Below are 23,830 nucleotides of genomic sequence, written 5' to 3' on the forward strand. Positions count from 1 at the left end.
GGAGGACCCGGTCAAGGCAAACACTTCGAGGACGGAATGGCATCAGCTGATTATGCCCGCTGGGACCCGGTTTTTGGCAAACTGGGCTGGGATATTTTCCCGATTCATGAACCTGTCGTGGTGGTGACCTTCATCGGCGTTGCAATTGGTGGCGCGGCCGTTTTGGGCGCGTTGACCTATTTCCGCCTATGGGGCTACCTCTGGAAAGAGTGGTTCACGAGCATCGACCACAAGAAAATCGGCATCATGTACATGGTGCTGGGGCTTATCATGCTTGTGCGCGGGTTCGCCGACGCCCTGCTCATGCGCGTCCAGCAGGCCTGGGCCGCAAGCGGCGGATCCGGCTATCTGGACCCGCATCATTATGACCAGATCTTCACAGCCCATGGCATGATCATGATCTTCTTCGTGGCGATGCCATTCGTCACCGGGCTCATGAACTTTGTCATGCCGCTGCAGATCGGCGCGCGCGACGTCGCCTTTCCCTTCCTGAACAATTTCAGCTTCTGGATGACCGTATCCGGGGCCGTGCTTGTGATGATCTCCCTGTTTGTGGGGGAATTCTCCACCGCCGGCTGGCTGGCATATCCGCCGCTTTCGGGGATCACGTTCAGTCCGAGCGTAGGGGTCGACTATTACATATGGGCCTTGCAGATCGCGGGGATCGGGACCACGCTGTCGGGCATCAACCTAGTGGTCACGATCATCAAGATGCGGGCACCGGGCATGACCTATATGCGCATGCCGGTCTTCTGCTGGACCTCGCTCTGCACCAACATCCTGATTGTGGCAACCTTCCCGATCCTGACCGCAACGCTCGTGCTGCTGACCCTGGACCGGTATCTGGGTACCCACTTCTTTACCAGTGACATGGGCGGAAGCCCGATGATGTATGTTAACCTGATCTGGATCTGGGGCCACCCGGAAGTGTATATCCTCACCCTTCCGGTTTTCGGCGTGTTTTCCGAGGTGGTGTCCACTTTCTCCGGCAAGCGCTTGTTCGGCTACACCTCTATGGTCTACGCGACCGTGGTGATCACCATCCTGTCCTACATCGTCTGGCTGCACCACTTCTTCACCATGGGGGCGGGCGCCAGCGTCAACTCCTTCTTCGGCATCACCACCATGGTGATTTCGATCCCGACGGGGGCAAAGATCTTCAACTGGCTGTTCACCATGTATAAGGGCCGGATCCGGTTCGAACTGCCCATGATGTGGACTATCGGTTTTATGCTGACCTTCGTCATCGGTGGCATGACGGGCGTTCTTCTGGCGGTGCCGCCGGCGGATTTCGTGCTGCATAACAGCCTGTTCCTGATCGCCCACTTCCACAATGTCATCATCGGCGGCGTGGTGTTCGGCATCTTCGCGGCGATGAGCTACTGGTTCCCCAAGGCCTTCGGCTTCAAGCTGCAGCCGTTTTGGGGCAAGGTCTCCTTCTGGTGCTGGCTGACCGGCTTCTATCTGGCCTTCATGCCGCTCTACCTGCTGGGCCTGATGGGGGTCACCCGCCGCCTCAGCCAGTTTGAAGACACGATCTATGCTGGCTATTTCATCACCGCGCTGATTGGAGCCCTGTTCATTGCCGCGGGTATCGGGTCGTTCCTGATGCAGCTGTTTGTCAGCATCCGGGACCGGGAGTCGCTGCGCGACACAACGGGCGATCCCTGGAACGCGCGTACGCTGGAATGGTCGACTTCGTCGCCGCCGCCCTATTACAACTTCGCGTTTACCCCCCAGGTTCATGAGGTTGACACATGGGCGCATATGAAGCGGGAGGGATATGAGCGTCCGACCGACAAGTTCGAGCCGATCCATATGCCGAAATCCACCGGCACTGGCATCATTCTGGCCGGGATCGTCACGGTGCTCGGGTTTGCCCTGATCTGGCATATCTGGTGGCTAGCTGCGGTGACCTTCGTTCTGGCGCTCGGATACGGGATCGATCACACCTTCAACTATAATCGCGACTATTATGTCCAGCCGGACGAAGTCGAGAAAATCGAGGGTGAACGGACCAAGTTGCTGGCAGGGGCAAAAGCGTAATGACAACCGAAAACACTGCGGCGCCTGTCGAATTTTACGTTCGCCAGTCCCACGATCACGACGAAGAGCATCATCACGAGACGGGAACCATGCTTGGGTTCTGGATCTACCTGATGAGCGATTGCCTGATCTTTGCCAGCCTCTTTGCCGTTTATGCGGTGCTCGGCCACAATTATGCAGCCGGTCCGTCTCCGAAGGATCTGTTCGAAATCGACATGATCCTCGTGTCGACCTTCATGCTGCTGTTCTCGTCCATCACCTATGGGTTTGCCGTTCTGCGGATGGACAAGAACGACCTGATCGGGACACAGCTCTGGCTGATCGTCACCGGCCTGTTCGGCGGGGCATTCCTTTATCTGGAAGTTCTGGAATTCACCCATCTGTGGCATATCGGGGCAACGCCGATGGCCAGTGCCTTCCTGTCGTCCTTCTTCACTCTGGTGGGCACCCACGGGTTGCACGTGACGGGTGGCTGCATCTGGCTGATCGTTCTGATGATCCAGCTGCAGATGCATGGCCTGACCGAAGCCAACCGGCGCCGGGTCATGTGCCTGAGCATGTTCTGGCACTTCCTGGATCTGATCTGGATCGGTGTGTTCTCCTTTGTCTATCTCGCGGGGGTTGTCCTATGAGTGCGTCTTCCAACACCGCCCACGACAAGGGCCACGGCCACCAGGGCGGCGGTCACGGGTCTTTCAAGTCCTACATGATCGGCTTTGTCCTGTCGGTCATCCTGACCGCCATCCCGTTCTATGTGGTGATGGGGGATGTTCTGGACAGCCGGCTTCTGGCGGTGGCGATCATCTTCGTGCTCGGCGCGGCCCAGATGATTGTTCACATCTATTACTTCCTGCATGTGACCTCAAAGGCCGAAGAAGGCTGGCTCGCCATGGCGCTTGTATTCACGGTGCTTCTGGTGGTGATCATGCTGTCCGGCTCGGTTTGGGTCATGTTCAACCTGGAAGAAAACATGATGCCCGCTCACGATCAGATCGAACGCGTGCGCTCTCTTCCTTAAGCGGGTGATACGATGAAAGACTGGCGGCAGCGGAAATGGATGAACCGGTTTTTGCTGCTGCTTGTCGCGTTGGCCGCCGTTGCGCTGGTCCAGCTCGGCAATTGGCAGATGCGGCGTCTGGACTGGAAAACCGCGCTGCTTCACGCCATTGAAACCCGGGCGTTCTCAGACCCGGTTCCCGCCCCGGGCAAACGCAGCTGGCCCGGGATCAACGCTGATGATGACGCCTATCTGCGGGTAAAGGTCAGCGGAACGCTCCTGAATTCCCACGAATTGCCCGTGCGCGCGCTGACAGAGCTGGGCGGCGGATATTGGATCCTGACACCGCTTCAGACCGGGGCGGGCGAAATCATCTGGATCAACCGGGGCTTTGTGCCGCCGGACAAACGGTTTGCCGACAGCCGCAATGAGCCGGTGCACCAAGACGTCACGATAACCGGTCTTCTGCGCCTGTCAGAGCCGAAGGGGACCCTGCTGCAGGACAATGAGCCGGAGGCCGGGCGCTGGTATTCCCGGGATGTGGACGCGTTTTCCAAGGCGGAAGGACTGCCACCGCCCGCCCCGTATTTCATTGATGCGGACCAGGTCAGCGGTGCTGCGGACTGGCCACGGGGTGGTTTGACCAAACTCAGCTTTTCCAACAATCATCTCCAATATGCACTCACCTGGTACGCCATGGCCCTGGGTCTGCTGGCGGGCACAGGCTATGTGATCTGGCTTGCCCGGCGCTCCTGATACCAAGCGCCATTGATGATGCCCTTTGTCGGAGGCCGCGCTTGGAGGGTCTTCGGACGTTGCCGCACGTCTGGCCCGATACCCCGTATCGACCTGCGACGCACTCCTGGCCGAAGACCCTCCAAGCGCGGTCAAATAGGTCATCATCAATTGCGAATGGTATGAGTTGGAAAGGGGCTGCCAGCGCGAAGTCCTGATATCAGTCTCAGCTGCCAGGGACCTATCCGACCGGGTTTTGACAATCGGGATTGGGATGAGACGCAATTGCAAGTAAGAAGCATTTTAACTAATTGAAATAAAAGATAAAAACTGTATTTTTTTGACTTTTCTCAAAGCTGCCGCCAGAGCCTGACGCCACAGTTCCTGCCTGACTGGAAGAAAGGAACAGCCATGAAAATGAACGCCCAGGTCGCTGAAGCCCTCAACCAGCAGATCAATTCCGAACTCCAGGCGTCCTACACCTATCTCGCCATGGCGGCCTATTTCGATTCCATCGAGTTGCCCGGCTTTGCCGCCTGGTTCCGGGGACATTCCAAGGAGGAGGTGGATCACGGCATGCGCATTTATGATTTTCTGGTCAAGCGGGATTCCCGCGTGAAGCTGGAAGGGATTGGAACGCCGCAAGGTGAATTTGCGAGCCCGAAAGAAGTGCTGGAACTTGCTCTTGCAAAGGAAAAGGATGTGGCCGCCCAGATCAACGCGCTGTTTGAACTGGCCAATGATCAGAAGGAATATTCGACCCAGAACATGCTGAACTGGTTCTTGGAAGAGCAGATTGAAGAAGAAGACCTCTTCCGCTCCATTCTGGAGAAGGTCAAGGCGGCCGATGGCAACCGCTGGCACATGCTGATGCTGGATGGAGAACTGGCGAAGGCTGACGCTGTGTCCTGAGGAGAATAGCTTGAGCGCGGCCTCCCAAAGGGCCGTGCTCACTTTCTTGAGGTCCGTGCAGGACGCCTCGTATCAACCACACCCGACAAGACCCTACTGGATGGTTTGTATGGGCTGGAAGCTGGTCGCGTTCGCCGGGATTCTAACTGCTCTAGCTCCCGCGGGCGTTTGCAAGCGCATAAAGGGTTGGGGCTGCCTCGGCAAACGCGACGCCCGCCCAGCCGTAAAATGCGACGATGCGTCTTTCCACTTTTTGAGGGTGGTTTTGCGCAATGTCCGCAATCCGGTGCGCAAGAAACGGATTCGCGAACCGGTCGAGGGTCGCCTCCAGATAGGGCCTTGCCTGATCTGCGAGTCCTTTTCTTTCAAAAACCGGCAACACTTCCTCATCATAGATGCTTTGCAGCCGGGTCAGGTGCTCTGACCGCATGAAGTCCAGGACCGTCATGTTCTCATCCCAGCCGCCGCGTGCCCAAAGATCGGCCATATAGGTGTGACCCAGGTTCAGGATATGCAGTTTGAGCCGTTCCGGCACGTGCAGATCATCAACCATCTGGATGGCCGGATGCTGGCAAGGAGCGGTGATCCCGGGGGCGCTCTGGATTGCCCAGAGTGCATAGGGTTCAGCGACCGCGCCCGCCGGTTCAATCGGTTCGGACACAATCCGGTCTACGATCGAATTTGCACTTGGCATTGCTGCGAGCCAGGTCATGAAGTCCGGTCTTCTGACCACCCGGTCCGCGATCACGAGAACGCGCTCCTTCAGCACGGTGCCATTGTCTGGAATGAGTTCCGTCGGCAGCAGGGTGGGCTGTTCCTTGCGGGCCTGAAACCGATTGAACAGGATATGCATGAGCTTTGCCGGATAGCTCATGATATTTGACGGTTGCGGGGCCTCGTCGGCGTCCTGCGCGTCGAACCCACGGTCTGAGGTGTTCGACACAATATAGTCCGCGTGCAGGGCAACCTCGCACACTTCGGACCAGTTCGTGGCGCTCGAAAGCGTCTGCTTGACGCTGGTGACGCGGATTTCATCGTCGATCATCTTGCCGGCGGATAGGCCGCGCACTTTCACCGGAAAGCCCTCCGGCAGGGCCAGAGCCTTCAACCGGTGCGCCCGCGACGGGTCGTTCGAGGATTGCACCGTGGTGACTGTGACTGCGGGATCAGCCTGCGAAAAGAACAGATCGGCATGGGCCTGCAGAAACCGGCTGGTTCCAAACTGCAGGACTGTGGTTTTCAGAAGGTTGTTCCCGTTTGCATCTGTCATTGCGATACCTCGATGATTGCCTTGATCACCCGGTCGCGGTCCTGCGCCCAGTTTGCGAGATTTTCCGGTGCATCCGCAAAGGAGGTGTGATGGGTCTTGAGCTTGTCTGTGTCGATTTTCCCTTCGACAATGGCCTTGACGACATTCTGGAAGTCTTCGCTCAGTGCATTCCGGCTGGCCAGAAGCGTTGTCTCGCGCTTGTGAAACTCCGGATCGGGAAAGCTGAGATCACCTTTGACAACGCTGATCAACGTATAGGTTCCAGCATGGGCGACGTAGCGCAGGGCATTGTTCATGGCCTTGATGTTCCCGGTCGCGTCAAAAACCTTGGGAAAGGTGCTGTCCAGCGCCTGCATCCTGGCTGTGTCTTTGGCATCCAGGGTGTTGAACGCGAAATCCTGCGCCAGCAACTTGAGCTTTTCGTCCGACATATCGGCAATGGTCACATCCGCACCGGCGATGCGGGCGAACAGGGCGGCGGCCAATCCGATCGGGCCACCGCCAATCACCAGGGCCTGTTCGCCTGTTCTGATCTGCGAGCGCGCCACCGCATGACAGCCGATTGCCAGAAATTCCACCATGGCTGCCTGGTCCGGCGTCAGCGACCCGGCGCGGATCAGGTTGGAGGGGGGCATGGCGAATTTTTCTGCCATCGCGCCATCCCGGTGCACGCCGATAACGCTGATCTCCTCGCAGCAATTAGGCCGGTTGACCTGGCAGGCCCGGCAGCGGCCGCAGGAAATATACGGGTTGACGATGACGAGGTCGCCGGGGGTGAAGCCGTCTCCGTTGTAGCCTTCGGCAACGCGTGCAGAGACTTCATGGCCCATCACGCGCGGATATTGCAGGTAAGGCTGGGTGCCGGAATAGATATGATAGTCCGTCCCGCAGATACCGACCCGCAGAACATCCAGCGGCACCCATCCCTCCGGGGGGGCTGTGTCCTCAACATCCCTCAGAACAAGCTTGTGAGGTTCGACGCATAGCAGTGTTTGCATGGGAAAGAACTCTAATTTCCGTTGAGAACAGAGGGCAGCCAGAGGGTGAGCTGCGGCACATAGGTGAGCAGCAGCAGCACGGCAATGAGCGGCACCAGAAAGGGCATCGTTGCGCGCACGCATTGGCCAAACGGGACATCCGACACTTTGGACAAGACAAACAGCACCATGCCGACGGGAGGGGTGAGCAGGCCGATCATCAAATTGAGAATGACGATCACGCCCAGATGCACGGGATCGATGCCAAGCTGGGTGGAAACCGGCAGCAAGACCGGTACGAGAATGGAAATTGCTGCAATTGTTTCCATAAACAGGCCGATGACCAGCACCACAAACATGATCATGAGCAGAATGAGGTTCTTGTCATCGGTGATGCTGAACACCAGCTCGGCAAATTTTCCTGCGGCCTGATTGGCGGTCAATATCCAGGCAAAGACCGTTGCCGTTCCCACGATCATCAAAACGGAGGCGGTGGTCTCGATCGTTTCCATGCAGACGGAGATGAAGGATTTCAAGGTTATGCTGCGATAGATGATGGCGCCGAGCACCAGTGCATAGGCGGCTGCGCACACGGCCGCTTCCGTCGGTGTAAAGGCCCCGGAGACAATCCCGCCCACGATGATGACCGGGGTCATGAGTGGCAGGAAAGCCGCCCAGAACTTGGTCCAGACATTGCCGACAGAAAATCGCTCATCGGTCGGATAGCCGCGGCGGCGCGCGTAGAACCAGACCATGACCATCAGGGAGCCGGCCATCAGCAGCCCTGGAATGATCCCGGCAACGAACAGATCGCCAATGGAAACGGAGGCCATGACGCCGAAAATGACAAGCGGCAGGGAGGGGGGAATGATCGGCCCGATGGTGGAGGAGGCTGCCGTGACGCCGACCGAAAAGTCATCATCATAGCCGGCCTCGCGCATGGCCTTGATTTCGATGGCCCCAAGCCCGCCCGCATCGGCGACGGCGGCCCCGGACATCCCGGCGAAAATGATGCTCGCCCCGACATTCACGTGACCTAGCCCGCCATGCATCCAGCCCACCAGCGCGCGGGCAAACCCGAAAATCCGGCTGGTGATGCCCGAGGAATTCATCAAGGCACCGGCCAGGATAAAGAAAGGAATGGCGAGAAGCGGGAAACTGTCCATGCCGTTGATCATGTTGTGCATGAGCAGGACCGGCGGCAGACCATCAACCAGAATATAACCGATGGAGGAAAGTCCGAGCGCAAAGGCAATCGGCACGCGCAGCACCATCAGCACAAACAGTGCGACAAACATGAGAGCGAGCGTCATTTTCTGGCGCCTCCAAGCAGGCGGATCAACTGGGAAAGGCAAACGCAGCAGAAGATCACCATTGCAGCCAGCACGACCGAATAGAGATAGTATTTGGGAAAGGGCAGCGAGATCATCTGCTGGAAGGAGGTGCGCTGAATCAGCTGCCAGACCGACCAGCAGGCAAAGACACCAAAGCCGGAGACGGCCGCCAGCGAAAAGGCTTTCAGCGGCCGTACCCATTTCGGAGCGATCTGGTCAACCACTTCCAGGCGGATATGCAGGTCAAGCTCCTGGCACTTGATGCTGCCGGCAAAGGTGAGGCAAATCAGCAGGTAGCGGGCGGCTTCTTCGGTCCAGGAGATGCTGTCATTGAGCACATACCGGGTGAAAAACTGCAGGAACACGACCCCAAACAAGGCGAGGAAAATCGCGACGGTCGCTGCGTCATACCATTTGAAAGGCACACGTGGCCCTTCTGCCTTGGCCAAGGCTTCCTGTTCTTCAAGCAGGGCGTCAATCCGCTCCGACGTCACCACCTTGTGTGCGGCCTTGTCTGCCACGTGCACCTCCCCATGCAAAAAAAGGCGGAAGGCTTCATCAGCCTCCCGCCACTTCCAGATTGTCAGTTTAGTCTCCGATTGCCTGAAGGCGTTCGTAGACGGATGGGTCCCAAGGCATATCGGCGCCGGTCAGGGCCGGTGCGACAGCCGCGATGAAGGGGGTGCGATCAACGGTGTTGACATTGTTGCCCTGTTCGCGGAACCAGCCGACAAGCTCGGTTTCCGATGCGACGATTTCCTCAGACGCCCAGGCTGCAGCCTCTGCCAGCGCCTCTTTCAGTTTGGGGAGGTCGTCGCCCAGCTTGCTCGCGGTTGCAGGCGAAATCAGGGTCGCCAGCGAATTGATGATATGACCGGTCAGGTTGATATCGGACTGCACTTCATAGAATTTTTTAAACTGAATGGTCGGCAGCGGATTTTCCTGTGCGTCCACCACACCCTGTTGCAGGGCCAGATAAACTTCCGAAAACGCCATCGGGGTCGGGTTCGCGCCGGTTACTTTCGGAAACAGCTGATAGGCCGGAGCATTCGGCGTCCGGATCTTCAGACCCTTCATGTCTTCAGGCTTCAAGATCGGCTTGTTGGAGGTCACGTGGCGCGCGCCGTAATAGGTCATTGCTGCCACTGTGTTGCCGGTCACCTTTGTGTACTCAGCTGCCAGTTCTGCAAAAAGATCCGATTTGACGTAGCCTTTCCAGTGGTCGTAGCCGCGCATGGTGAACGGATAGTCTGAAATGGCGATGGGCGGATAGCTTTGCGCCATGAAGGCGGGGCCGGTGTAGATGATGTCAACCGTGCCCAGAGAAAGCCCCTCATTCAGGGCTGTTTCCTTGCCGAGCTGAGAAGCGGGAAACACCTCGATCTTGTAGGCGCCGTTTGTGGCCGCTTCGAATTTTTCCGCTGCCCGCAGCGCGGCTTGATGATAGGGCGTGCCGGTTTCGTACACATGGCCAAACTTCAAGACATCCTGCGCGAAAGCGGAAAAGGATGCCCCCGACGCGAGCAAAAGCCCGAGGCCAGTTGAAACCGCACGTCTGGAGACTGCACTCAGAACCATTGATAACTCCTCCCAAGGTCTATTGTGTCCTTTATCGATAAAAGACTTGAAATGGGCCGGTCAACTGTCTTTTATTCATATAAAAACAGGAGAGGGACAGGAATGGCGCGTTCTGATCGTGTGTTCAAAAAGAGCTACAACGACACCCTGGACTTGATCGCCTCGGGCCAGTCCTTTGGCTCCGTGTCCGAGCTTGCCGGCCGGCTGCAGGTCAGCCGCAACACGGCGCGGCGGGTGATCGAAACCTTGGAAACATGCGGTAAGATGAGGCGTCTGGACGGGGTTTGGGAATTCAGCACCGCACTCTCGCGCAGTGATTATTATGCTGCAGACGAGCTGCGCACGCCGGATGAGTTTCTGGAAGCCGCCTTCATGGAGAAAGTTCTGGCTGGCCAGTTTGATGCGACCACGCGCTTCAGCGAGTCTGCCCTGGCAAGAGAGCTTGGCGTCTCGACAACGGCCTTGCGGGAGTTCTTGCTGGGATTGGCCCGGTTCGAATTCATTCGCAAAGAACCCCGGAAAAGCTGGGTACTGGAAGGGTTCAGCGAGAAATATGCCGAAGATCTGCATGAAGTGCGCACGATGTTTGAGCTGCGGGCCATCGAAAAACTGATCAATCTGCCGGAAGAGCACCGGTTCTGGATTGCCCTTCACAGGATGCATAAAGAGCATCTGACGTTTCTGGAGGAATACGAAACCGCCTATAATGACTTTCCCGCGCTCGATTCCCGGTTCCACAAGCTTATCAATGATGCCGGTGACAACCGGTTCTTCACCAGTGTTCAAGGGGCGGTCACCCTGATTTTCCACTATCACTACAGGTGGAACAAATCCGATGAAAAGGAACGCAATCTGGCCGCCGCAAATGAGCATATCAGGATCATTGAAGCGCTGTTGCTTAAGCGGAGTGACGAGGCCCGGCAAGCGCTGGCCGATCATCTGGCGTCAGCCAAATTCACGTTGAAAGCCTCGCTGTCAAAATAACGGGCTTTGCTCATGTCAGTCTCAACACAGTGCCTGGCCGGCATTCATGCGCCGGGTTGATCTGGCTCAAGTCTCCGTAAAAATTTGAAGTTTATAGTCACCTTTACTTGCCTGGCCCCCAAAGGCAGGGGGCTCTGCTGTGTGCCTGCATGGGCGTGCGGTCTGAAGATCGGCTCTGTTCCAACGTTTCTGGCGGCCCGCCCAAGATTTTTGAGATCGAAAAATGCGCATCACGTTCCGTTCGTCCGTTGCCGTTGTTGCCGGAGTGCTGGCCGCGGCTGCAAGCTCTGCCGCCTCCGCGGATCCCGGTTTTGAGAGCAGGGAGGCACTGGGGGAAGCGCTGTTCTTTGACGTGAATCTGTCAAGAAACCGCACGCAAGCCTGCGCCACCTGCCATGATCCGGCCTACGGATTTACGGACAAACGGCCGACGGCGGCCGGTCTGGCTGTGTCGCTGGGGGATGACGGTGTCTCGCTTGGCGACCGCAATGCGCCGACGGCAGCCTATGCGAGCTTTGCTCCTGTATTTCACCGGTCACAGAACGGGACCTACAAGGGCGGGCAGTTTTTGGACGGGCGGGCTTCAGATCTTGCGGTCCAGGCCGGAGGTCCGCCGCTGAACCCGCTGGAGATGGGTATGGACGGCAAAGCGGCGGTGGTGGCGCGGCTGCGGGAAAACCCGACCTACCGTGAGGCCTTTTTATCTCTTTACGGGGAGGGCTCGCTGGACGATCCAGACAGGGGCTACTGGGCGCTGCAGGACAGTCTGGCGGCCTATGAAAAGACGCCGGTTTTCGCGCCGTTCAATTCAAAATATGACCGGTTTCTGCGCGGGGAATACAAGCTGAACGATCAGGAGGAGCTCGGCCGCGTGCTGTTCTTTTCCGCTCAGTTCACCAATTGCAACAAATGCCACCAGCTGCAGGCCTCTCAAGTTTCCCAAAAGGAAACCTTCTCCAACTACGAATACCACAATATCGGTGTGCCCGTGAATGTTGAGGCCCGGGCTGCCAACGGTCTTGGCGCTGACGCCGTGGACCCGGGGCTTGTCAACAATCCGGATGTTTCAGGCCCGGAGCAGTTGGGCAAATTCAAGGTGCCAACCCTGCGCAATGTCGCGGTCACCGGTCCCTATATGCACAATGGTGTTTTCAAGGACCTGCGCACCACCATCCAGTTTTACAACAAGTATAACAGCAAGGCGGCGAAGGCTCAGATCAATCCTGAAACCGGGGCTCCCTGGGCAGCGCCGGAAGTGGGTGGCACTTTGTCACTTGAGAAACTGGAGCACGGGCCAGCGCTGGACGACAGGCGGATTGATGCGCTGGTCGCTTTCCTGAAGACCCTGACAGACAAACGTTATGAGGACCTGCTTGAGTAGATCGCAGGCTTGCGCGGCAGTACCTCACTAAACCGCATCGTCCTGTGTGGCTCTCCGGCCCCGGCAGGAGCTTGCCATGACCCGCTTTGGGATCCCTTGTTGATTACCGTTTGAGGCACTATCCGTGTGTCATGCCCATGGTGTAAGGAAAACTCCCAGTGTGACAATTTAGAGGGCCTGATTTAAGGTCCGACGTCACGTTGAATGTTGGCGAGAGGATCAAGTGTCCCGGAAACCGCTTGTTTGAACCATGACGCTTGATACCCCGACAATGTTTACCTGTCTTATGGTGACCGGCTTTGCAGGCTGCGCCATCTTGCTTTTGTTCAATTTCCTCTGGAGTGCGCAGGATAAAACCAGACCCTTGAGCGTGACGCTCTGGGCCGCCGGGTTTTTCCTGATCGGCTGCGGAACGCTGCTTGTTGCCCTGCGCGGGGTAATTCCCTACGGCGTGAGCGTTGTTTTCAGCAATGGGCTGATCCTGGCCGGGGCCGGTTTGCGCCGATGCGGGTTCGCGGACTTTCTGGGATTGCGGCGGCATGGATGGCTTGTGGTTGCCTCCTTAGGGTTGTGGCTGTTGCTGTGCTGTATTCCCGGTTTCCATACAAATTTCGTTTTGCGCGTGAATGTGGCCTGCGCCTTGATGCTCATCAACAATGCGTGGATTGCATGGCTGGCGTTCAGGCACACGGACAATGAGTTGCACTCCGTCCGGCTGCTGGGGGTGACAACCCTGATCGAAGCCGCAGGCGTGCTTTGGTATCTGGCCAACCAGAATTTTTATCAGCCGCCGGATTTTCTGACCGCTTTTCCCTATGTCTTCATGGCCATTTACCTGATCATGCTCCTCTTCGCCAATATCATGATGTGTGTGCTGCCTGCCTGCATGGTAATTGAGCGCTCACTTTTGGGGTTCAAGGATCAGGCCCTGCGGGATGGCCAGACGGGGGTGCTCAACCGAAGGGCGTTTCTCGGCCGGGCGCAAACAAGTCTTTCCGGGCAGAATGCATCGGCCCGCTATAGTGTGATTGTGCTGCAGCTGGACCAGTTCAAATCGGTCAATGAAACCTTTAGCAACGCGATGGGGGACGCGGTTCTGCGCCTGCTTGGGCGGGTCCTTCAGGAAACGGCGGATGACAGGGCGCTCCAGGGCCGGCTTGGAACGGAGGAATTCGTGGTCTATCTGCCGGGGGCGGACAAGGAGCTGGCGATGCTGACGGCGCAGAGGATTTCGCGCAAGTTCAAGGTTGCCTGCCAGGAAGCCTCTCATGGCAAGCTGACAACCTCGCTCAGTGCCGGTCTTGTGACCACGCGGGCCTGTGTTGATCTGGACCGGGCTATCGAGGTGGCTTGCCGTGGCCTGCAGCAGGCGCAGCAGCAAGGGGCTGCCCAGCTTGTTGCCATGGATCTGACGCCTGAAGGCAAGCTGGAGCGGGGCTCCAATCTGACCGGCTTCTCTGCCTTGCGGAAGCGGACAACGTAAAAGGGGGCTTTATACCAATCGCACTTGATGATGAGCTATTTGATGTCCCAATTCCGTTCAACGGCTAGGCGCATCGCGCGACCCGGTCTGGTTGACCGGATAAGCGGTGCAACGATGCCCGTTGGGCGCAATTGGGTCACCGGAGGCCGCGCTTTGAGGGTCTTCGGACGTTGTCGCACGTCTGGCCCGATACCCCGTATCGACCTGCGACGCACTCCTAGCCGAAGACCCTCAAAGCGCGGTCAAATAGGTCATCATCAATTGCGATTGGTATTAGCCCCCTTTGGAGCATCGTGCTGACTTATCGCCCGATGCTCCAGATCTAGCCCAAACTTGTTTGCGGCGGCCAAGGGGCCGCCCCCTTGTCAATCTCAGGCCGCTTTCACGTCATTCAGGAACACCTCGATGGTGGACCGCATGTTCTCGGCTTGTGCGGACAATTGCTCCGATGCTGTCAGCAGGCTGAGGGCGGCTTCGTCCGTTTCGCTGGCGGCGCTGGACACCCGAACAATGTTCTCGCTGACGACGCCCGTGCCGCGGGCGGCCTGGTCAACATTTGTCGCGATCTCACTTGTGGCTGCAGATTGCTGCTCCACGGCTGCGGAAATGGACGCTGCTACACTGTTCATCTCGGTGATGATCTCGCTGATCGACTGAATGCCGTCCACCGCATCGCGGGTTTCCTGCTGAATGGCAGAAATCTTCGTTGAGATCTCCTCGGTCGCCTTGCTGGTCTGGCTGGCCAGGTCCTTGACCTCCGCTGCCACAACCGCAAAGCCTTTGCCGGCTTCCCCGGCCCTGGCCGCTTCAATCGTGGCATTGAGCGCCAGAAGGTTGGTCTGTTCGGCAATGTTCTGGATCAGGCTGATCACTTCACCGATGTCTTCGGCAACGCTGGCCAGGCTGCCGATCTGGGCATTGGTCCGGGTGGCGGCATCGGAGGCCTTTTCGGCAATGCCCGTTGAATGGGTCACCTGACCGCTGACCTCAACCAGGGAAACGGACAGCTCTTCCGTCGCACTGGCAACCGTTTGGACATTCACGGTCGCTTCTTCTGAAGCGGAGGCAACCTCAGTGGATTGGTTGCTGGTGGCCTGGGCCGTTTGCGACATCTGGGTCGCCGTCCCCTGCAGTCCGACCGTTGCATTTTGTACCGACTCCAGCATGGTTTCAATCTGGCTGCTGAAAGTGTCGATCAGTTCGGCAATCTTGATAGTCCGCACCTCGCGCTGTTTTTGTTCTGCCTCTTGCTGACGGCTCAGTTCCTGTCCCTGTACGACCGTGTCCCGGAAACCGGCCACGGAATTTGCCACAATGCCGATTTCGTCTGCGCGTTCAGCTTCCTTGAACGCCACAGACGTATCGCCTTCCGCAAGACCCCTTGCGTCGGTGACAAGGCGTGCGAGCGGCCTGGTGATGCCCAGTGTGATCAGGGTGGCCAGAACAGCGGACAGGACGAAGCCGAGCGTGGCGGCCCCGAGCACCTCAGTTTCCGTTGCTTGCGCAGATGCGAGAGTCGCCTTGGACAGGGCATGGCTGTCTGCGACGGCCGTATCCTTGATCTTTGCGGCCGCGCCATTGATGTCAAATCCGGTCTGGTCCAATAAGGTGTGGCGGATCTCGTTACGCTCCAAGATGATGTTATGGACACGCTCCGAAGCGGTCCTGTAGCTTTGCAGCATTGGAACGGTTTCAGCCAGAAGCGCCTTGCGCTGCGGGTTCTCAATGCTGGCCTGAAGCCTGGCGACCTCTTTTTCCACCGTGTTCATTTCCTCGATGGCACGGGCAAAGTCCTCATCCTTGTTGGAGGAAAGAAACTTCAGCACATAAAGGCGGGCAAGCAGGAAGTCCTGGGAACTGCGGGCGGCGAGATTCGCGGTGTGATAGTCGCCGTCGCGGGTGGCTGTTTCATTGATAACCGAAAGGTTCTTGCGGGCTTTCGGGCCAATGAGGTCCAGCGTGTTTTTCACCAGATCGTCCCGCTCCTGATACAGTGCGACCACCTGATCCAGTCCGGCTTCGAACTCTTCCATGTCGCGTTCAATCTGTTTGAGCAGCTTGACCCGTTCCGGATTTTGAATCTCGGCTTTCGCTGTTGAAATCCCCTTTTTCATCTGCTGGACATATTCCCGGGCCTGGGCAAGGGCTTCGTCAGTGCGGGTCTGAATGTACTTGTTGGTGTTGAGCAGAGCCTTGGCCATGTCGGCGTTCATTTCCGACGACAGCAGCGCATCTCCGCTCATATCTTCCATTTCAGCGATGTCTTTGACGACGTCTTCCATGCCGAAATAGGTCCAACCCCCTATTGCGACAATAATAAGGGCAACAGCGCCAAATCCAAAAACGATCTTCATCCAGATTTTCATGTCGGTCTCCGGTTGGACAAGTGTTTGTCTGTTCTTTCGAACACGTGTTTCTAGGTCTGAAGCGCAGGCTCCAGGCGTGACGGCCTTTGGATGTATTTCCTCTGGCCGATGGCTCCTGGCACATTCCGGCGGTGGTGCTGGAGAGCTGGGCGCTGGATGGCTGTGCAGGGGCGTGAAAGTTTACTCTAGGTCGATTTGCGATTATTATTGATTCGAACGTAGAGTTATTCGGGTTAATCTATATTTAATTACGTGTTATTTCTTATTGTGGCGTGTTTTCTTGTGTTCGGAATATGCAATCATATCCAAAAAACGAATTTTATAGCTCGGCTGACGGTCAGGCATGTTTTTTGGTGAGTCGGATCTATTTGAATTTGAGACTTAAGTTTTTCTTCTTTGAAGGTTTGCTTCAAAGAGCGTCGTTGAACTTTAGATGTTGCTGTCGGTGCATTGGGGGGGGGGGGGGCGTGCTGGCCGGCCGGGGCGCGGTTTGCTGTGTGGCGGCCGGAAAAGACGGCTCCATCGGCCCTGGTGCTGCGGGCCGGTGTCCATGATGCTCCCTCTGGGAGAGGGGCGTCAAAGAGGCCATGAGCAACTGTGCTTGGCATTATGTGCCGGCGGAACCTGAAGGTTTCGATTGCTCTTTTAGCAGCATCAGAACGAGGGCAAGGCTGGCGCCATCTTTGCCAAGGGAAACGCCCTCTCTCCGTTCTGTCAGTTCCTGGTCCGAAAGGGCGGTTACAATCTGCTTGAGGTGCTTGATCCTTTGCGCGAGTGCGGCGATGTATCCCATGCCGTTTCCTGGAACAGCGTTTCGATCTCGCCGATATGCGCAAGGCTGTATTTTTCCGCTTCAGACAGGTGGATCAGGCCCAGGTCAAAGTTGTGTTTGCGACGTCGTGGAGGCGTCCTCATGAAAACGATCCCTGAGTGAAGTGATCACGGCAAAGAAAAGCTAGGGCCGTCATTGATCCCAAAGCAGGGTTGAAGGGAGGGCTCAAGAGGGAGGGGTCTGTTTCTAGCGAAGAGTGTCTTTCTAAATCTTTATCGCGAAGATCAAACCTTACGAGAGTTTTTCGGGAACTCAGACTTCGTTGCGCGGTCTGCGGACTTCACCAAGGGGAGATGTGGAGGAAGTCATCATCCGGGCAAAACATTCTAGCAGCTGCTGGTCCAGTTTGCCCTTCATGCGCTCCAGCTCCGCCAGGGCCTCTTTCTGGGAGAGGCTTTCCTTGTAGGCACGTTGCTCGATCAGGGCGGTGTAGATGTCGCAGATGGTCAGCGAGCGCACAAGTTTTGGAATTTGCTGGTCCCGCAGCTTGTCTGGATAGCCTGACCCGTCAAGCATCTCGTGATGATTTCGGGTCAGCTGGCGGACAATGGTCGGGATACGCGCGTCCTGCGCCAGGATCTGGTCCCCATAAACCGGGTGCTGCTTGATAATTTCGTATTCTTGGGGGGTCAACTTGCCGGGCTTGTCCAGAATGGCTACCGGGATTTTCATCTTGCCGATGTCATGCATCAGGGCGCCGACCACCAGGATTTTGGTTTCTGCCGGATTGAGGGCGGTGGCTCCGGCAAATTCCGAGGCGATGCCGGCCACCATCATGGAGTGGCGGTAGGTGTAGCTGTGATGCTGGGCCACGGCCGTCAGCCATTGTGACAGCCCGCCATCGCTCATGGCCTCTATCAGGCTGTGGGCCGTAGACAGGGTTTGGGGCAGGGGGAGTTGGGCGTCCTCGCTGATCGCTATGGCAAATTCGTCGAAAAGGGCGTCTGTCTTGGAGATTGCAGTGTTGATCTTCAAATTGTCGACCGCAGGTTTGAGCTGCTTTTGCCGGACCTTGTCTTCCATCTTGATGAGGCGGACAATCTGTTTCAGCGGAGCGTCCCTGGGCAGCAGTGCCTTTGCGCCGAACGCCTGCGCCTGTGTCACTTCCAGGCGGTTGCCCTGATCCACTACGAAATAGAACGGGTGCTGCCCGTTCTGGCGGACCTGCTTTCCCAGAATTTGCAGATCTGAGGGTTTGGCTCCGGCCAGATCAACGATGACCGCATGGCTTGTTTTGGCCGCATCGCTTGGAAAACTGGACAGTGTGGAAAGGTGCGCTGGAATGATCTTTGACAGCTTGTCAAAAAGCGGGTTCGCGGGCGCCTTGTCGCCTGCCAGCAGATAGTGTGTTGCGCGTCGGGTGTCCCTCATTTTCCTATTCCGGTCAAAGAGCACAATGGGGGCCGGTCTTCTGCCGGTCTTGATGTTTTTGCTTCAGGCAAAGCGGTTTGAGTTGCCCGTCAGGGGGGCTGGTGTTTTTATGTGCGGTCCATGTGGTGGTTTAATCGGCGGCAGGCCTTCTCAGGGTTTTCGTGCTGGCAAGGGGCCGGATCTGATCAGTCATGGTCACTTGTTATTGGTTTTAAAGCTCTGAGTAAGCTGAGTTCTTTCTTATCGACTTCATCTTCAAGCACATCCTTTAACAAAAAGAGAACACGGACTGTGCAAATTACGAATACCGCAGCAGGATATTATACTTAGAGTGAAGTTTAATTTGCGTTGAATTTAAGTTATCGTGTTTTATGATATCGATGCGGTTGATCTTGGGTGAGTGGATAATAGACATTTCTTGAAATTCCGCGAAATATGACGTAGGGTTCCTTATGAGACCTAAAGAAAAAGCTTCGCATATTCACCCGAAATTGCAAGAGCGCCGTCTTGCCATTGCCATGGAAAAGATCGAGCGCGCGGATAAGGTTCTGTGTGAACAGATTGAAGGTCTTTCTCTTGTTGCTCAGAGCTGGCTTCCCGACGACTATCCTCTGAAATGGTCCCTTCTCTCCAGCATTGAGGACATGATGCAGCTGGCTGCCGGACTCGGGACTCTCAGCGCCGACCGGGCTGAGGCCCGTGCCCTGATGGCCACGAAAGCGAAAAGCATCGAAGTTTTGCTGCGGGCTCTGGCGTTTGCAGAAACGGACAATGCAACCGAGCCTGAGAGGGGAACCAAAGACGGGGGGCGGTGAGCATCTGACCAGTATGGTGCTCTCCTGGCACGGCTCAGGCGGCTGCCCACTTTTGTTTCAAGGGGCAAGGCTTGATCCGGTTTTTTGGCGCTCTGGTTGTTGTCTAATTCCGTCCACAAGGTCTTTTTTGTTGATCTTGGTATAACCGGTTTGTCTATTGTGCTGAAATCTTTGGTTTCACGCTGCAAAAGACAAATTTGACGAAACAAGATCTGCTTTAGCGGCCGCCTCTTCTCAGTTCCGACGGGCTGACCTTGTAGAAATTGCGGAAATACTCGCTGAACCTTCCCGGGTTCAGAAAGCCCCATCGTCTCGCGATGACACCGATCGACTGGTGTGGTTGAGACAACAGGTCTTCCCGGGCTCGTTTCAGGCGGACATTGCGTAAATATTCCGCCGGGCGGATCTCCAGATGTTTTTCAAAGCCGTATTGCAGCGCGCGGACACTGACACCGCAGGTTTCTGCCAGATCCGGAACGCTTGAAATGGCCATCGGATCCGCTTCGATCAGATCGACGGCCCGTTGCACGGAGCTTCGCCTGCTGGGGTGTGTGCAGATTCGCAGCTTGTGGGACTGGGAATGGGGCCAGCTCGTCAAAAGGATTTCGATGAGCAAGTGGCTCATCTGTTTGGCGATCGCCGGAGAGCCGGTCAGAAGATCGATATTCGTATCCGACACAAAGCAGTTTGAAATGGAGACAAGGCTTTGCAGAGCCGGATTATAAAGGTTCATTGACTGTTCAAAGACGATCTTGTCTTCAACGGGTACACCCAGGATGATGGAAAGATGGTGCGTCAGAACCTCGGGCTTGACTGCGAGCGACAACATCTGATTGTCCTGATAACAGGCTCTTTCGCAATCGGTGCCATCAAAGGCGATGGCGGTTCTGGGATTGCCGTGGCTCCATTGGTTGCGTTCCCGGCAATGGACGTCTCCCCTCTCGCTTAAAATGAACAAGTGCCAGTTCCAGTTTGTCTCCGGTCTGATCACAAGGTTGCCGTTGATTGCAGTTTTGCTGACCGAAAACGTCTCTGAGGCAGCTGTGCGCGTTTCGTATTGGATACTCTTTCGGTGGGCTTCCGCTTTCAGGCTGTCCGGGGCGTATTTCTTTTCGGATAGAAACCGGGAGAGGTCGTCCGCGTCAGACAGATCCTCTATGAGCTTCGTGCAAGCAAACATCTTATGTCCTCAAGAGAGGTTCGTTTTTCATTTAGGGTTATGTTGGTTTGTTTTGTTTTCTGCGGATTGTTTTAAAGTTGGTCCAAAAGTTCAGAATTTCAAGGTTCCGATCTTTCGCTGCTGTTTCCCGTGCACTGTAAGTTGGGCATATCATCTTTTTAGTTCCGTAGGGAAATTTTTCGTGAACTCTATTAAGTATTACTTTATGACTTTTGTAAAGGCTGGGTGTGGATACCCAAATTCCTTTTTTAAATTATAAGCTTAAGGAGCATCTTAAGTAATGTATGCGTTGGGAAGCTGTTCGCGTCTGTCACGCGCCCACTCAAGTGCGGACCCGGGGTGCGTCCAGTTTCAGACCCGGCCAAGCGGAGATAGAGCGCTCACTAGGCTGTCAGTTTTGCCCTCAAAGGCATCCGCCAGCAGACGGGCTGTGGTCGGCCCCAGGGTGAAGCCTTGATGGCCATGACCGAAATGAAACCACAGGCCCTTGTGACGGGGCGCCGGGCCCGCCAGAGGCAGCATGTCAGGCAGGCAGGGACGGGTGCCGCTCCACTGGGGCTCCTCAATTCTCGGTCCCAGATCGAGCAAGGGGGACAGCCCGTGGACGGCCCGCTCAAGCTGCCTTGTGTCGTGCGGCGCGGACATGGGCACAAGCGCAGCGCCGGTTGACACACGCAGGCCCTGCCGCATGGAGGCAGCCACCACCCCGTAATCCGTGTCCACAAAGGGACGGCGCAGGGAGAGGGGGGCTGCGTAGTGGCCGTGGTAACCCCTCTTTAGAACCATCCTGACCGTATAGCCGAGCGGCTTAAGAACCTCTGGCGACCAGGGGCCCAGGGCAACAACCGCATGTTCTGCTTCCAGTGGCCCGTCAGCACCCGGCAAGCTCCATCCGGACCGTGTGGCGCGCAGGCCGGTAGCGTTGGCGCTCACCATGCGCCCGCCGCGCTGGACGAAGAGATCCGCATAGTGGCCGACAAGGCTGCCCGGATCGGAGCAGGTCCAGCTTTGGAGCCAGTGAATCGCACCCGCAGGGGCGGCTTTGAGCGCCGGTTCCTCGCTCCGGAAGGCCTGGCCATCCAGAACGCGGGAGGTGATGCCGTAAAACTGTTCCAGCCGGTCCAGATCCGCTGCCGCCGCGTCCAGATTCTTCTGGTGGCGGAAGAGAAAGTTGAAGCCTTCCCGGGAGATCAGGTTGTCCGCGCCGGAGGCGGTAATCAACGGAGCGTGGTCCCGGGGGGCGGAGCGGGTCAATTGGGCATAGATACGGGAGAGCGCCTGGTGGTGGTCGGGGGCGGAGGTGCGGAAATAGCGCCAGAGCGCCGGGGCCATGGACAAAACCGCACGCCAGGACCAGGTCACATCATTGGACTGGCCCAACGCGTAGCTCAAAAGGGTGGGAAGATCCCTCGGCAGGGCATAGGGTTCGGCAGCTTCCGCCTGGATGATCCCGGCATTGCCGAAGCTTGTTTCCTGGCCCGGCGCCTTGCGGTCGGCCACAACAACATTGTGGCCACGGGCCTGCAGTTCCAGGGCTGCGGAAACACCGGCCATTCCAGCGCCCAGAACCAATATCTCAGCCATGATGTGTTTCCTCAACGGGGCGTGGGAAAATATCAATCGAGATTGTGATCGGAGGCGCAAGGGCCTGTCAGGCCCCAGCGCCGCTGCGGTCACTCTTTGGCCGCGATCACCGTGATTTCCACCTTGGCGTCGATCATCAACTGGCAGCCGATGGTGGTGCGCACCGGAAAGGGCTCCGGGAAAGTGCTGGCATAAACGCCGTTAAAGGCGGCGAAGTCGGACGGGTCGGTCAGGAAGCAGGTACAGGAGACCACGTCGGAAAGGTCCATGTCCTGGGTTTTCAGGCTGGCCTTGATGTTGTCGATGCAGTTCTGGGTCTGGGCCTCGATCCCTTCAGGGATCTTGCCGTCGGCATCAAAGCCGAGTTCGCCGGAGAGATAGACCGTATTGCCAACGCGGCGGATCTTGGACAGTGGGATCTTTGACATGGGGGTGCCTTTCTTCAGTCAAAGGTGAAAAAGCCGTCCGCTTCCGAAATGGGAGCGGCTGCGGTGATGGAGGCAAGGTCAGGTCCCTTGGGGGCCAGACCGGGCAGACCTGAAATGATGGCTTCCAGTTCGGCTGCGATGGCCAGAACACCCAGATCATCGTGACGCTTGCCGACAATCTGAAGGCCGAAGGGCATGTTATTTGCGTCCCTGCCACAGGGGATAGTGATGGCTGGATGTCCGGCAATCGTGGACGCATAGGCCATGGCCAGCCAGTGATAGTAACTTTGGGTCGGGGTGCCGTCGATCTCTTTGGGATACAGCTCCCGCCAGGACCTTGGCGAAATCGTCACCGCCGGTGAGATCAGGAAATCGCAGGTCTCGAAAAAGGCATGCCAGTCCCGGTAGTAGCGGCCCTGGTCAATCAGGGCGGTGGCCACGTCTTCGGCGGAATAGCGGCGGCCTTCTTCAATGTTGTCCGTCACATTGGGGCCGACCAGCTCAGGCTGGGTATCGACGAACTCGGCGAGCTTGCCCAGAAACATCACGGCCCTCAGAACCGCAAAGATGCGGTCTGCGCCGTCGCATTTCGGACTGGCCTCCTCCAGCGTACCGACAAAGGGCGTCAGGGCGGAGACAACGTTTCGGAAGTGGCCGCGCACAAGGCTTTCTGTTGGGGCAAAGCCGTAGTCCTCGGTAAAGGCGACCCTGGCTGAGGACAGCTGGCGCCCTGGCAGGCAGGCAAAGGCGCCAGCATCCCAGGGGGTCTTGCCATTGAGCACAAACGTATAGGGGTCGGTGCGGTCCGGGCGGGCCAGAACAGACAGCATCAGGGCCGCATCGGCCACGGAGCGGGCCATCGGGCCGGAGGTTGACAAGGGAATGAGAGCCGCCGGGCGGGTGTCACCTGGCACGATGCCGGGGCTGGGCCGGAAGCCGACCACCCCGCAAAAGGCCGCCGGATTGCGAAGGCTGCCACCGGTGTCCGACCCGGTCGCCAGGGGGGCATAGCCGCAGGCAAGGGCTGCGGCGGAGCCACCGGACGACCCGGCGCAGGTTCTGGAAAGATCGTGGGGATTGGCGGTGACCCCATAGACCCGGTTGCGGGTGTTGCCGCCCGCGCTCCATTCCGGATTGTTGGTCTTGCCAAGCGGGAGGGCGCCTGCCACCCGCATGGCGGCAACAATCGCATCATCTTTGACTGCGATATTGTTCCGGAAGATTTCCGATCCGAAGGTGGTCGGCAGGCCGGTCACATCGATCATGTCCTTCACGGCGAAGGGCAGACCATGGAGCGGCCCCAGGTCTTTGCCCGCCATCACGGCTGCTTCCGCCTGTCTGGCCTCTTTCCGCAAGGCGTCGAAATCTCTGGCGACCAGCGCATTGACCGCATGGTCCAGCGTCTCGGCCCGCGCAATGCAAGCTTCTGTCAGGTCCACGGGAGACAAGTGTTTTCGGGCAATCAGCTGCCGCGCCTCAAGGGCGCCAAGATCTGCCGGATCGGAAACGTGAGCCATGGGGTTTAAGGTCCGCAGTTGCCGGCGGCTGCCGGGAAGG

General features: G+C 57.4%; 21 protein-coding genes. 9 read left to right on the forward strand and 12 right to left on the reverse strand.

Annotated elements, in window-relative coordinates; genetic code table 11:
* Nucleotides 1–36 precede the first annotated feature (36 nt).
* From cyoB to ACXAH0_RS07345, 5 genes are all read left to right on the forward strand, one after another.
* On the forward strand, nt 37–2,046 hold the full coding sequence (gene cyoB / locus ACXAH0_RS07325; protein ID WP_475183968.1) for a cytochrome o ubiquinol oxidase subunit I: 2,010 nt from the start codon (nt 37–39) through the stop codon (nt 2,044–2,046).
* Nucleotides 2,046–2,678: a cytochrome o ubiquinol oxidase subunit III gene (gene cyoC / locus ACXAH0_RS07330; RefSeq protein WP_475183966.1), complete on the forward strand. Its 633-nt coding sequence runs from the start codon at nt 2,046–2,048 to the stop codon at nt 2,676–2,678. Before cyoB ends, cyoC begins: the two co-directional genes overlap by 1 nt.
* On the forward strand, nt 2,675–3,064 hold the full coding sequence (cyoD, locus tag ACXAH0_RS07335) for a cytochrome o ubiquinol oxidase subunit IV (protein ID WP_475183964.1): 390 nt from the start codon (nt 2,675–2,677) through the stop codon (nt 3,062–3,064). The genes cyoC and cyoD overlap by 4 nt, the downstream gene beginning before the upstream one ends.
* Before the next feature lie 12 nt (nt 3,065–3,076).
* Entirely contained in the window at nt 3,077–3,799 is a 723-nt protein-coding gene (locus ACXAH0_RS07340) for an SURF1 family protein (RefSeq protein WP_475189989.1), read from the forward strand.
* A gap of 390 nt (nt 3,800–4,189) precedes the next feature.
* Nucleotides 4,190–4,690 carry a ferritin gene (locus ACXAH0_RS07345; RefSeq protein ID WP_475189990.1) on the forward strand — a complete coding sequence of 167 codons (501 nt, stop codon included), beginning with the start codon at nt 4,190–4,192 and terminating at the stop codon, nt 4,688–4,690.
* 151 nt (nt 4,691–4,841) lie between these two features.
* Here ACXAH0_RS07345 and ACXAH0_RS07350 read toward each other — a convergent pair whose 3' ends face one another.
* From ACXAH0_RS07350 to ACXAH0_RS07370, 5 genes are all read right to left on the reverse strand, one after another.
* Nucleotides 4,842–5,960 carry a mannitol dehydrogenase family protein gene (locus ACXAH0_RS07350; RefSeq protein WP_475189991.1) on the reverse strand — a complete coding sequence of 373 codons (1,119 nt, stop codon included), beginning with the start codon at nt 5,958–5,960 and terminating at the stop codon, nt 4,842–4,844.
* Nucleotides 5,957–6,958 (reverse strand): zinc-binding alcohol dehydrogenase family protein, encoded by a 1,002-nt coding sequence (locus ACXAH0_RS07355; protein ID WP_475189993.1) that lies wholly within the window; start codon nt 6,956–6,958, stop codon nt 5,957–5,959. Before ACXAH0_RS07355 ends, ACXAH0_RS07350 begins: the two co-directional genes overlap by 4 nt.
* Nucleotides 6,959–6,969: 11 nt before the next feature.
* Nucleotides 6,970–8,250, reverse strand: coding sequence for a TRAP transporter large permease (locus tag ACXAH0_RS07360; RefSeq protein ID WP_475183953.1), 1,281 nt, complete (start codon nt 8,248–8,250; stop codon nt 6,970–6,972).
* Nucleotides 8,247–8,792, reverse strand: coding sequence for a TRAP transporter small permease (locus ACXAH0_RS07365; RefSeq protein ID WP_475183951.1), 546 nt, complete (start codon nt 8,790–8,792; stop codon nt 8,247–8,249). Before ACXAH0_RS07365 ends, ACXAH0_RS07360 begins: the two co-directional genes overlap by 4 nt.
* Before the next feature lie 67 nt (nt 8,793–8,859).
* Nucleotides 8,860–9,849 carry a sialic acid TRAP transporter substrate-binding protein SiaP gene (locus tag ACXAH0_RS07370; RefSeq protein ID WP_475183949.1) on the reverse strand — a complete coding sequence of 330 codons (990 nt, stop codon included), beginning with the start codon at nt 9,847–9,849 and terminating at the stop codon, nt 8,860–8,862.
* Between the two features lie 102 nt (nt 9,850–9,951).
* Between ACXAH0_RS07370 and ACXAH0_RS07375 the strand changes: the two genes are divergently transcribed.
* The 3 genes from ACXAH0_RS07375 (at nt 9,952) to ACXAH0_RS07385 (ending at nt 13,697) form a co-directional block, all read left to right on the forward strand.
* Nucleotides 9,952–10,833 carry an FCD domain-containing protein gene (locus ACXAH0_RS07375; protein WP_475183946.1) on the forward strand — a complete coding sequence of 294 codons (882 nt, stop codon included), beginning with the start codon at nt 9,952–9,954 and terminating at the stop codon, nt 10,831–10,833.
* A 223-nt stretch (nt 10,834–11,056) separates the two neighbouring features.
* Nucleotides 11,057–12,214, forward strand: coding sequence for a cytochrome-c peroxidase (locus ACXAH0_RS07380; RefSeq protein ID WP_475189995.1), 1,158 nt, complete (start codon nt 11,057–11,059; stop codon nt 12,212–12,214).
* Between the two features lie 271 nt (nt 12,215–12,485).
* Nucleotides 12,486–13,697: a GGDEF domain-containing protein gene (locus ACXAH0_RS07385; RefSeq protein WP_475189996.1), complete on the forward strand. Its 1,212-nt coding sequence runs from the start codon at nt 12,486–12,488 to the stop codon at nt 13,695–13,697.
* Nucleotides 13,698–14,068: 371 nt separating this feature from the next.
* Here the strand turns inward: ACXAH0_RS07385 and ACXAH0_RS07390 are convergent, their stop codons facing one another.
* The 3 genes from ACXAH0_RS07390 to ACXAH0_RS07400 all read right to left on the reverse strand — a co-directional run bounded on the left by ACXAH0_RS07390 (nt 14,069) and on the right by ACXAH0_RS07400 (nt 18,266).
* On the reverse strand, nt 14,069–16,063 hold the full coding sequence (locus ACXAH0_RS07390) for a HAMP domain-containing methyl-accepting chemotaxis protein (RefSeq protein ID WP_475189998.1): 1,995 nt from the start codon (nt 16,061–16,063) through the stop codon (nt 14,069–14,071).
* A 607-nt stretch (nt 16,064–16,670) separates the two neighbouring features.
* The gene (locus ACXAH0_RS07395) at nt 16,671–16,856 is read right to left on the reverse strand and encodes a hypothetical protein (protein WP_475190000.1); all 186 of its coding nucleotides are present in this window, start codon (nt 16,854–16,856) and stop codon (nt 16,671–16,673) included.
* A gap of 291 nt (nt 16,857–17,147) precedes the next feature.
* Nucleotides 17,148–18,266, reverse strand: coding sequence for an HD-GYP domain-containing protein (locus tag ACXAH0_RS07400; RefSeq protein ID WP_475190002.1), 1,119 nt, complete (start codon nt 18,264–18,266; stop codon nt 17,148–17,150).
* A gap of 452 nt (nt 18,267–18,718) precedes the next feature.
* Here ACXAH0_RS07400 and ACXAH0_RS07405 point away from each other — a divergent pair, with 452 nt between their 5' ends.
* Nucleotides 18,719–19,081 (forward strand): hypothetical protein, encoded by a 363-nt coding sequence (locus tag ACXAH0_RS07405; protein ID WP_475190004.1) that lies wholly within the window; start codon nt 18,719–18,721, stop codon nt 19,079–19,081.
* Between the two features lie 217 nt (nt 19,082–19,298).
* Here ACXAH0_RS07405 and ACXAH0_RS07410 read toward each other — a convergent pair whose 3' ends face one another.
* The 4 genes from ACXAH0_RS07410 to ACXAH0_RS07425 form a co-directional block, all read right to left on the reverse strand.
* A complete protein-coding gene (locus tag ACXAH0_RS07410) occupies nt 19,299–20,261 on the reverse strand; it encodes a helix-turn-helix transcriptional regulator (RefSeq protein ID WP_475190005.1) in 963 nt (320 codons plus the stop codon).
* Nucleotides 20,262–20,612: 351 nt separating this feature from the next.
* Nucleotides 20,613–21,845, reverse strand: a complete 1,233-nt coding sequence (locus ACXAH0_RS07415; RefSeq protein ID WP_475190007.1) for an NAD(P)/FAD-dependent oxidoreductase — start codon at nt 21,843–21,845, stop codon at nt 20,613–20,615.
* 89 nt (nt 21,846–21,934) lie between these two features.
* Entirely contained in the window at nt 21,935–22,273 is a 339-nt protein-coding gene (locus tag ACXAH0_RS07420; RefSeq protein ID WP_475183928.1) for a RidA family protein, read from the reverse strand.
* A 14-nt stretch (nt 22,274–22,287) separates the two neighbouring features.
* Nucleotides 22,288–23,790 (reverse strand): amidase, encoded by a 1,503-nt coding sequence (locus ACXAH0_RS07425; RefSeq protein ID WP_475190009.1) that lies wholly within the window; start codon nt 23,788–23,790, stop codon nt 22,288–22,290.
* Between the last annotated feature and the right edge of the window lie 40 nt (nt 23,791–23,830).

The organism is Roseibium sp. AWQ4_290, assembly GCF_056160985.1.